Origin of the sequence: Ectopseudomonas khazarica (genome assembly GCF_004521985.1) — a bacterium.
Taxonomy (GTDB): domain Bacteria; phylum Pseudomonadota; class Gammaproteobacteria; order Pseudomonadales; family Pseudomonadaceae; genus Aquipseudomonas; species Aquipseudomonas khazarica.
In genome coordinates, this window is sequence record NZ_SBHZ01000032.1 from 1 (window position 1) to 9,707 (window position 9,707).

The following is a 9,707-nucleotide window of genomic DNA, read 5'->3' on the forward strand; positions in this document are numbered from 1 at the left end:
GGGCGTGGGAGGGCGAAACCACGCCGGACGCACAGATCGCCAGCCTGGCCGAACTGCCGGCGCTGCTGGGCAGCTGGACGCGCTAGACGCCGGGCACAAAAAACCGCCACGAGGGCGGTTTCTTGTTACGCAGCGTCGTCAGATAGGACGGCTACCGTACTTGCTGTCGGGCTTCTTGGGCGGATCGGCGACCACATTGGGCTCGACTTCCTGCACCTTGCCGCCACGCGCCAGGAATTCCTCCATGGCCTGGGCCAGCGCGTCGCGCTCTTTCTGCTTGGCCTCGACGCTGGGCATCTCGTCGACTTCAACGGCTTTGGCCTTGCTCTTCTTGCTGCTGGCTACGACCTCGCCGTCGCCATCATCGCCGCTGTCACCGTCATCGGCCGCAGCAGCCAGCTCCTCACCGTCGTCCTCGTCAGCCCCGTCCAGATCGTCTTGTTCCAGGTCTTCGTCGCTCATGTTCAACCTCATGACTTGCGAAAAGCAGGTTAGTTATAGCCCAGTCGTGCGGCGCGTACCGCCCGACCGGAAAAAATTCAAATGACCTCGCCGTGCAGGGTCGCCACCAGTCGCCGAGCCCCACCATGATCGCGATGCTCGCCCAGGTAGATGCCCTGCCAGGTCCCCAGCGCCAGCTGTCCATCCTGTATCGGCAGCTGGAGCTGAAAGCCCAGCAGACTGCCCTTGAAGTGCGCCGGCAGATCATCCGGCCCTTCGTAATCGTGCTCGTAGCCCGTCTCGCCCTGCGGCACCAGACGGTTGAAGAAACGCTCGAAATCACGGCGCACCGCGGGGTCGGCGTTCTCGTTGACCGTCAGCGAAGCCGAGGTGTGCTGCAGCCACAGGTGCAACAGACCGACACGCATCCGCGCCAGTTCCGGCAGTGCCGCCAGTACTTCTTCCGTCACCAGATGAAAACCGCGCTCACGCGGACGCAGGCTGATGATGCGTTGCTGCCACATGCCGTTCTCGCTCTCGATGGCTCCAGCGCGCGCATTCTAGCGTGCTGCCAGAAAAAACAAAGGGCGCCAAAAGGCGCCCTTGTCATTTCCACCGACGCTTACTTCTTGCCGGTGAACTCCGGGTAGGCTTCCATACCGCACTCGGCGATATCCACACCCTCGTACTCTTCTTCTTCGCTGACGCGCAGGCCGATCACCGCCTTGATGACGCCCCAGACGATCAGGCTGGCGATGAACACCCAGGCGAAGATGCTGGCGATACCCAGCAGCTGCGCGCCCAGGGAAGCGTCGCTGTTGGTCAGGCAGACGGCCAGCAGGCCCCAGATGCCGACCACGCCGTGCACGGAGATGGCACCGACCGGGTCGTCGATCTTGATCTTGTCCAGGCCGAGGATGGAGAACACCACCAGCACGCCACCGACGCCGCCGATCAGGGTGGCCTGCAGGGCGCTCGGGGTCAGCGGTTCAGCGGTGATGGCAACCAGGCCAGCCAGGGCACCGTTCAGCGCCATGGTCAGGTCGGCCTTGCCGAACAGGATGCGGGCGACGATCAGTGCGGCGATCAGACCACCGGCGGCGGCCATGTTGGTGTTGGTGAACACCTGGGCAACGGCGTTGGCGTCTTCGATGGTGCTCATCTTCAGCTGCGAACCGCCGTTGAAGCCGAACCAGCCCATCCACAGGATGAAGGTACCCAGGGTCGCCAGCGGCAGGTTGCAGCCCGGAATGGCGTTGACCTGGCCATTGGCGCCGTACTTGCCCTTGCGAGCGCCCAGCAGCAGCACGCCAGCCAGAGCAGCGGCAGCACCAGCCATGTGCACGACACCGGAACCGGCGAAGTCCATGAAGCCGGCTTCGTTGAGGAAGCCCGAACCCCATTTCCAGAAGCCCTGTACCGGGTAGATGAAGCCGGTCATGACCACGGCGAAGGCCAGGAAGGCCCACAGCTTCATGCGCTCGGCAACGGCACCGGAGACGATCGACATGCAGGTCGCGGCGAACACCACCTGGAAGAAGAAGTCCGAACGGGCCGAGTAGTACGGCGCGTCGTCGCCACCCGCGAGAACGGCTTCGGCGGTGTTCTCGTCACCGATCAGGAAGCCCAGGCTCGGGAAGATGCCGCCTTCCGGGCTGGAGTACATGATGTGGTAACCGATCACCAGGTACATGACGCTGGCAACGGCGTACAGGGCGACGTTCTTGGTCAGGATCTCGGTGGTGTTCTTGGCGCGGACCAGGCCGGATTCGAGCATGGCGAAACCAGCCGCCATCCACATCACCAGGGCACCACAGATCAGAAAGTAGAAGGTATCGAAGCCGTACTGCAATGCAGTCAATGCTGTGTTATCCATGTTTCACCTCTTGCCGGCGCTTTCGTTGTGCGCTGTTCGGTTAGAACGTCCAGGTTGGCGCCGGACGCGTTCCGTATGCTTTACAAGTCTTTGTCACGCTTGCCCTGGATGACCGGGCCCCCTTGCACCGCAAGGCGATCAGGCATTCCCATCACTAGGCAGCGCGCAAGACCCGAGAGGATCTGGCACGGCAGAGCGGCGAGGACCTCGCCAGCTCCGGCATTCGCCCTCGAAATCGGCGCAAGAGCAGAATTCGAGGACAAAAGGGCTCCTAGCCCTGCGAAAGTTCGCAGAGTCATGGGTTTCACTCCTGGGGCGTGGGGTTCGGAGGCGGTTTAGATCGCGTCGGTATCGGTTTCGCCGGTACGGATGCGAATCGCCTGTTCCAGGTTGACTACGAAAATCTTGCCGTCACCGATCTTGCCGGTGTTGGCCGCCTTGGTGATGGCTTCGATCACGCGGTCCAGCTGGTCGTCAGCGATGGCCACGTCGATCTTCACCTTGGGCAGGAAGTCGACCACGTACTCGGCACCGCGATACAGCTCGGTATGGCCTTTCTGGCGGCCGAAGCCCTTGACCTCGGTGACGGTAATGCCCTGCACGCCGATCTCCGACAGCGACTCGCGCACGTCGTCGAGCTTGAACGGCTTGATGATGGCAGTGACTAGCTTCATGAAACTCTCTCCCGTGTAAGGTGGACTTGCCCCAGGAATTACGAACCCGGTTCAAGTCTAAGCGCAGTGTCTGGCTTTTGTAATGCATCGACCGCCCCAGCCTGGCGTGGTCGATACCCACCAACCGCTCCCGACGAAACACTCCCCCGCTTCGTCCGACACACCGGTACTGCATCGGTGCATGCGTCGCTGGGGTCTAAGCAGAAAGCTTGCCATCTCCATAAAATCGCCATCTTTCAGGGCCTTACCGTCACCTTGTGGCCACGAGCCATGACCCAGGCGGAAGCGGACGCACAAAATTGGTGCAGAGACGCGCCTGGCGGCGCTCTCAAATCGTGCAGCCGCTCGCCAAACGCCCTGCCAGCACCTGCGTGGTACACTGCCGGCCAACTGCACCCGGAACCTGACCATGCTGCCGCCCAAAGCCCTGCTCGACACTCTCAGTAGCCACGCCTCGCGCCTGTTCAGCGGCGACAGCCCGCTGCCGCGCGCAGAACTGGAAGCGCAGTTCAAGGCCCTGCTGCAAAGCGGCTTCAGCAAGCTGGAACTGGTCAGCCGGGAAGAGTTCGATAGCCAGATGGTGGTTCTGGCCCGCACCCGCGCACGCCTGGAGGCGCTGGAAGCCAAGGTCGCCGAGCTGGAAGCCAAGCTGAACCCACCCGCCGATTGAGCCGCCGGGCAGCGAAGACGCAGGTCGTTTTCAATGCCCCTGCCAGGTGGGTCCTGATCAAGGAGAGATCATGTCCCTGGCCATCGTTCACAGCCGTGCCCAGATCGGTGTCGAAGCGCCTGCCGTGACCATCGAGGCCCATCTGGCCAATGGCCTGCCCGCCCTGACCCTGGTCGGCCTGCCGGAAGCCGCGGTCAAGGAAAGCAAGGACCGCGTGCGCAGCGCCATTCTCAACTCGGCCTTCGACTACCCGAACAGGCGCATCACCCTCAACCTGGCACCCGCCGACCTGCCGAAGGATGGCGGACGCTTCGACCTGGCCATCGCGCTGGGCATTCTCGCCGCCAGCGGCCAGGTACCCTGCGCGTCCGTCGCCGACTACGAATGCCTCGGCGAGCTGGCGCTGTCCGGCGCCGTGCGCCCCGTCCAGGGCGTGCTGCCTGCGGCGCTGGCCGCGCGCGATGCCGGGCGCACCCTGCTGGTGCCACAGGCCAACGCCGAAGAGGCCAGCCTGGCGTCAGGCCTCAAGGTGATTGCCGTCGAGCACCTGCTGCAGGTCGCCGCGCACCTGAATGGCAGCACCCCGCTGCAACCCTACGTGGCGCAGGGCCTGCTGCGGCAGACCCTGCCCTACCCGGACCTGGCGGAGGTCCAGGGCCAGCTGGCGGCCAAGCGCGCCCTGCTGGTGGCGGCAGCCGGCTCGCACAACCTGCTGCTCAGCGGCCCGCCCGGTACCGGCAAGACCCTGCTGGCCAGCCGCCTACCCGGGCTGCTGCCCCCGCTGGACGAAAGCGAAGCGTTGCAGGTCGCCGCGATCCATTCGGTGGCCAGCCATGCGCCGCTGCAGCACTGGCCGCAGCGACCCTTCCGCACCCCGCACCACAGCGCTTCCGGGCCGGCGCTGGTGGGCGGTGGCAGTCGCCCGCAACCGGGCGAGATCACCCTGGCGCACATGGGCGTGCTGTTCCTCGATGAATTGCCGGAGTTCGACAGGAAGGTGCTCGAAGTGCTGCGCGAGCCGCTGGAAAGTGGCCATATCGTCATCGCCCGGGCGCGGGACAAGGTGCGCTTCCCCGCACGGTTCCAGCTCGTCGCCGCGATGAACCCGTGCCCCTGTGGCTATCTTGGCGACCCGAGCAACCGTTGCCGCTGCGCCCCGGAACAGATTCAGCGCTATCGCGGCAGGCTCTCCGGGCCGCTGCTGGACCGCATCGACCTGCACCTCACGGTCGCCCGTGAAAGCACCGCGCTGGAGGTAGCCCCGCAGGACGGCGAGAACACGGCGCAGGCTGCCGCCAAGGTGGCCATGGCCCGTGACCGGCAACTGCAGCGCCAGGGCGTGGCCAACGCCTTTCTCGATCTGCCGGGCCTGCGCCAGCACTGCGCGCTGCAGGCAACGGACCGCCAGTGGCTGGAAAACGCCTGCGAGCGCCTGGGCCTGTCCCTGCGCGCGGCCCACCGCGTGCTGAAGGTGGCCCGCACCCTGGCCGACCTGGCCCAGGAACCGCAGATCAGCCGCGCCCACCTGGCCGAAGCGCTGCAGTATCGGCCCGGCGTCGGCTAGCTAACGGTCAGCGAAAGCGCTCGACTTCCTGGCGCAGCTGCGCTGCCAGGCGGTCCAGCTCGCGCGCGGTGTCCGCCAGGTTGGCGACCACTTCGCGCTGCTCGCCGTTGGCCTGGGCGATGCTCTGCAGGTTGCTGCTGAGCACGTTGGCGGTGCTGCTCTGCTCGCTGGTCGCCGTGGTGATGGCGGCGAACTGCTCACCCGCCGCCTCGCTCTGCTCGCTGATCTGCGCCAGCGCGGCCGCTACCTTGGCATTGCGCTCGAGACCGTCCTGCATCAACTGGCGGCCCTGCTCCATGGTGGCGATGGCGCTGTTGGTCTCGCTCTGGATGCTGCCGATCATCGTCGAGATTTCATTGGTCGCTTCGCGGGTACGTCCGGCCAGGCTGCGCACCTCGTCGGCGACCACGGCGAAGCCCCGCCCCTGCTCGCCGGCGCGGGCCGCCTCGATGGCGGCGTTGAGCGCCAGCAGGTTGGTCTGGTCGGCAATCGCGGTGATCACGCTGACGATGCCGCCGATCTCCTGCGAACGCTGGCCAAGGCCGTTGATGACCGTCGAGGTCTGCTCCAGGGCTTCGGCGATCTGTACCAGCGCTTCCGATGCCTGATCCATCGAGGTGCGACCGATACGCGTCTGTTGCGCATTCTCGCTGGCCAGACGCTCGGTGTTGCGCATGTTGTCGGCGATGTTCTGCGAGGTGGCGCTGAACTCCTCGACCGCACCGGCCATGCTGCTGATCTCGCCGGACTGCTGATCGATCCCCTGGTAGGCGTCGCGCGAGAGCGTCGACAGCGCCTGGGAACGCGAACTGACGTCCTGGGCCGCGACCCGGATACCCGCCACCATGGTCGCCAGTGCCTCGCCCATGCGGTTGAAGCTGCGCGCCAGCTCGCCGATTTCGTCCTCGCTGGACTGCGTCATCCGCGCACCGAGGTCGCCGGCACCGAGGGCCTGGGCCTGCTGGACCAGGTCGCCGAGCGGGCGCAGCTTGCGCCGCAGCAGCAGGACCACGGCAATCACCGCCAGCAGCAGGGTGAGCGCGCTGCCGATGGCCAGCTGCGTGCCGACACGCCAGGTCACGGCCTGGATCTCCTCGCGCGGCATGCTCGCCAGCACCGTCCAGGGTCCGCCAGCGAACGGCATCGCAACGCTGTAGAACTCATCCTGGCCGTCACTCCAGAAACCACCCGTACCGGTGTTGGCGACCCGTTCGCTGAGCCCTGCCGGCAGGCTGCTCATGGCCGCGGCACCGGCGGGCGCCACCAGCCACTTGCCCTGCTCGTCGAGAATCGCCAGCGAGCCGGTGCTGCCGATACGGAAGTCGGTGAGGTTGCGCATCTGCAGCTTCTGCGCGTCGGTGTAGTCGAAGCCGACGAAGAGCACCGCGATGACCCGTCCGCCGGCATCGCGAACCGGGGTGTACTGGGTCATGTAGAAACGGTCGAACAGCAACGCACGCCCGACATAGCCCTGGCCGGCCAGCAGCTTCTGGTAGGCCGGATGCTGATGGTCGAGCACGGTGCCCAGCGCCCGCGTACCGTCCTGCTTGGTGAGGGAGGTGGTGATGCGCACGAACTCATCGCCATCGCGCGCGAATACCGTCGCCACACCGGCGGTCATGCGGGTGAAGTCATCGACCTCGGTGAACTCGTTGTTGAGCCGGGTCGCGCCGAGATAAAGCGCTGGCGCCTGCAGGCTGCCAACCGTCACGCGCTCGTCGCTGCGCAGTTGCACGCCGCCGCTGAAGCGTTGCTCGAACAGACCGGCGAGACGTTGCGTGCTGTCACGCAGGCTGCCGTGAAAGGTGGCCAGCTGATCCGCCAGCAGGCGGGCTTCACTGCCCAGGTGCTCGGCGCGGGTGACCAGGTTGGCGTTGTCCAGCGAACGCAGCGCGAACACCGTGCTGAGGCTGATCAACAGGACCAGCATCGACGCCAGGGCGACGGCCAACTGCAGTGCGATACGAGAGCGTGGAGGGGTCATGGAGGCCTCTCTGAGCCTGGCGCGAGGTGGCAGGCGACAAGAAATGAACAGGCAAGGTCATCGTACGACCTCGTGGAGGGCGCAGGAGCATACCCGAGTATTATGCTTGGTCAATCGACAGGTTGCCGAATGGCCATCATTTGTTATCAAAACCCTGTATCGGCCGCTAAAGCATTCTCTCCACCTGCGGCAGCTGCATCGCCGCCACCTCCGCCAGCAGGTAGTCGCGCAAGCGCTGCAAACGCGCCTGGGCGCGATGCTCACGCGGCCACACCAGATAATAGCTGTCGCCACTGAACACCGCCGTCGGCCAGGGCAAGCCGAGGCGCCCCGCGTTGACGTCTTCGGCCACCATCAGCAGGTCACCGATGGATACGCCATAGCCGCGTGCCGCCGCGACGATGCCCAGTTCGAGCATGTCGAACAGCTGGCCGGTCTTCAGCGGCACCTGCTCGCCGAGGCCGGTGGCCTGCAGCCAGCGCCGCCAGTCGCGGCGGTCCGGTGTCGGGTGCAGCTGCTCGGCCGCCTGCAGGCGCGCCAGCGGCCAGCCGCCGGCCTCGCTGTCCGCAGCGGCGCAGACCGGGATCAGCCACTCCTCGAACAGCAGGACGCTGTCCCACTCCTCGGGGAACTGGCCGTCGGACAGCAGCACGGCGCAGTCGAAGGGCTCATGGCGGAAATCGACCTTGTCGACGTCCATCCAGGCACTGGTCAGTTGCACCTCGCTGTCCGGGTTGGCCAGGCGAAAGTGCGACAGCCGCGCCAGCAGCCAGCGCATGGTCAGGGTCGACGGCGCCTTCAGGCGCAGTACCTGGTCATCGACGCGCAAGGCGCCACTGGCACGCTCCAGGGCATCGAAGCCCTCGCTCAGGCCGGGTAGCAGGGCTCGCGCAGGGTCGGTCAGCTGCAGGCTGCGCCCGCGCCGCTCGAACAGCCGACAGCTGAAGTAGCCCTCGAGCGTACGGATATGACGGCTCACCGCGCTCTGGGTGATGGCCAGTTCCTCGGCGGCGCGGGTGAAGGAGGCGTGACGCGCAGCGGCCTCGAAGGCACGCAGCGCATAGAGCGGAGGCAGGCGCCGGCTCACGGTATCGATCCATGAGTTTGAGTCATGTCATTCATGGCTATTTTCCTTTTGCTGGCCATGGGGCGAAACCACAGAATAGCTGTCATTGCGACTCTCCAGACAGCCTGGAGGGGCTTATCCTGCCGAAGTTTTACTCATCATGAAGAATGTTCTTGGCCATGAGCTGGGCGCCCTGCTGCGCCTGGCCGGCCCACTGGTCTCCGCCCAACTGGCACACGCGCTGATGATCTTCACCGACACGCTGATGATGGCGATGCTCGGCCCTCAGCAACTGGCCGGCGGTGCGCTGGGCGCCACCTGCTATTTCATCTTCTCGATCTTCTGCACCGGGGTGGTCGCCGCCGTCGGCAGCCTGGTCGCCATTCGCCATGGCGCAGGTGATCCCGAGGGCGTCACCCGCCTGACCCAGAACGGCCTGTGGCTGGCCGTGGCCCTGGCCGTCGCCAGCGCGCTGTGCCTGAATGCACTGGGGCCGCTGCTGCCCCACCTGGGCCAGGACCCCGCCGCCGCCAGCCAGGCCATGGCCTTTCTCCACCCGCTGTCGCTGGCCCTGCCCGGCTACCTGTGCTTCATGGTCTTGCGCGGTTTCACCAGCGCCATCGGCCATCCCGGCCCGGTGATGACCATCAGCGTGATCGGCACGGCAGCCAACTTCGTCATCAACTATGCGCTGATCAAGGGCTGGTTCGGCTTGCCCGACCTCGGCCTGGGCGGCATCGGCATGACCACCGCGCTGGTCAGCAGCGGCATGGCGCTGGCCCTGGCGCTGTACATCAAGCTCGCCCCGACCTACCGCCCCTACCCGCTGCGCGCCGACCTCGGTCGCCCGCAACGCGGGGAGATGCGTGCCCTGCTGCGCCTGGGCCTGCCCATTGGCGGCACCTACGCCGCCGAGCAAGGGCTGTTCACCTTCGCCACGCTGTGCATGGGCGCCCTCGGCAGCGTGCAACTGGCGGCCCACCAGATCGCCATGCAGACGGTGGCGCTGGCTTTCATCGTGCCGCAGGGGCTGTCCTACGCAGTGACCTTCCGCGTCGGCCTGCACTACGGCGCCGAACGCCTGCACCTGTCACGCCTGAGCGGCCATCTGGGCATGGCCCTCGGCGCCGGGCTGATGCTGATGTTCGCCCTGCTGTTCTGGTTCTTGCCGGAATGGATCATCGGCCTGTTCCTCGATCGCCACGACCCGGCGTTCGCCGAGATCGTCACCCTGGCCGTGAGCCTGCTGGCGATCGCCGCCTGGTTCGAACTGTTCGACGGCCTGCAGAGCATCGCCATGGGCGCGATACGCGGGCTGAACGACGGCAGGACCACGCTGCTGATCGGCCTGGCCGGTTACTGGTGCGTGGGCGCACCGCTGGCCTGGCTGCTCGCCTTCCCGCTGGGCTGGGGGGCATCCGGGGTCTGGTGG

Annotated in this window: 9 protein-coding genes; 3 read left to right on the plus strand and 6 right to left on the minus strand. The window is 66.1% G+C overall.

Annotated elements, in window-relative coordinates:
• Positions 1-138: 138 nt before the first annotated feature.
• The 4 genes from sutA to glnK form a co-directional block, all read right to left on the minus strand.
• A complete protein-coding gene (gene sutA / locus EPK82_RS24480) occupies positions 139-462 on the minus strand; it encodes a transcriptional regulator SutA (RefSeq protein WP_134678330.1) in 324 nt (107 codons plus the stop codon).
• Positions 463-539: 77 nt separating this feature from the next.
• The gene (locus EPK82_RS24485; RefSeq protein ID WP_134678331.1) at positions 540-965 is read right to left on the minus strand and encodes a secondary thiamine-phosphate synthase enzyme YjbQ; all 426 of its coding nucleotides are present in this window, start codon (positions 963-965) and stop codon (positions 540-542) included.
• 98 nt (positions 966-1,063) lie between these two features.
• Positions 1,064-2,317: an ammonium transporter gene (locus tag EPK82_RS24490; protein WP_134678332.1), complete on the minus strand. Its 1,254-nt coding sequence runs from the start codon at positions 2,315-2,317 to the stop codon at positions 1,064-1,066.
• Between the two features lie 335 nt (positions 2,318-2,652).
• Positions 2,653-2,991 (minus strand): P-II family nitrogen regulator, encoded by a 339-nt coding sequence (gene glnK / locus EPK82_RS24495; protein WP_003096476.1) that lies wholly within the window; start codon positions 2,989-2,991, stop codon positions 2,653-2,655.
• Between the two features lie 409 nt (positions 2,992-3,400).
• Here glnK and EPK82_RS24500 point away from each other — a divergent pair, with 409 nt between their 5' ends.
• Entirely contained in the window at positions 3,401-3,661 is a 261-nt protein-coding gene (locus EPK82_RS24500; protein WP_037052746.1) for an accessory factor UbiK family protein, read from the plus strand.
• Between the two features lie 70 nt (positions 3,662-3,731).
• The gene (locus EPK82_RS24505) at positions 3,732-5,225 is read left to right on the plus strand and encodes a YifB family Mg chelatase-like AAA ATPase (protein WP_134678333.1); all 1,494 of its coding nucleotides are present in this window, start codon (positions 3,732-3,734) and stop codon (positions 5,223-5,225) included.
• A gap of 7 nt (positions 5,226-5,232) precedes the next feature.
• On the opposite strand, the gene EPK82_RS24510 is transcribed toward EPK82_RS24505, so the two are convergent.
• Both EPK82_RS24510 and EPK82_RS24515 read right to left on the minus strand, forming a co-directional pair.
• On the minus strand, positions 5,233-7,209 hold the full coding sequence (locus EPK82_RS24510; RefSeq protein ID WP_134678334.1) for a methyl-accepting chemotaxis protein: 1,977 nt from the start codon (positions 7,207-7,209) through the stop codon (positions 5,233-5,235).
• Positions 7,210-7,375: 166 nt separating this feature from the next.
• The gene (locus tag EPK82_RS24515) at positions 7,376-8,296 is read right to left on the minus strand and encodes a LysR substrate-binding domain-containing protein (protein ID WP_037052738.1); all 921 of its coding nucleotides are present in this window, start codon (positions 8,294-8,296) and stop codon (positions 7,376-7,378) included.
• Positions 8,297-8,435: 139 nt separating this feature from the next.
• Between EPK82_RS24515 and EPK82_RS24520 the strand changes: the two genes are divergently transcribed.
• The coding region (locus EPK82_RS24520; RefSeq protein ID WP_134678335.1) for a NorM family multidrug efflux MATE transporter at positions 8,436-9,707 on the plus strand (1,272 nt) is incomplete at its 3' end.

What these genes read in the sequence shown, in the direction of transcription:
- sutA (WP_134678330.1), bottom strand. Translation starts at nt 462, where the DNA reads ATGAGCGACGAAGACCTGGAACAAGACGATCTGGACGGGGCTGACGAG.
- EPK82_RS24485 (WP_134678331.1), bottom strand. Translation starts at nt 965, where the DNA reads ATGTGGCAGCAACGCATCATCAGCCTGCGTCCGCGTGAGCGCGGTTTT.
- EPK82_RS24490 (WP_134678332.1), bottom strand. Translation starts at nt 2,317, where the DNA reads ATGGATAACACAGCATTGACTGCATTGCAGTACGGCTTCGATACCTTC.
- glnK (WP_003096476.1), bottom strand. Translation starts at nt 2,991, where the DNA reads ATGAAGCTAGTCACTGCCATCATCAAGCCGTTCAAGCTCGACGACGTG.
- EPK82_RS24500 (WP_037052746.1), top strand. Translation starts at nt 3,401, where the DNA reads ATGCTGCCGCCCAAAGCCCTGCTCGACACTCTCAGTAGCCACGCCTCG.
- EPK82_RS24505 (WP_134678333.1), top strand. Translation starts at nt 3,732, where the DNA reads ATGTCCCTGGCCATCGTTCACAGCCGTGCCCAGATCGGTGTCGAAGCG.
- EPK82_RS24510 (WP_134678334.1), bottom strand. Translation starts at nt 7,209, where the DNA reads ATGACCCCTCCACGCTCTCGTATCGCACTGCAGTTGGCCGTCGCCCTG.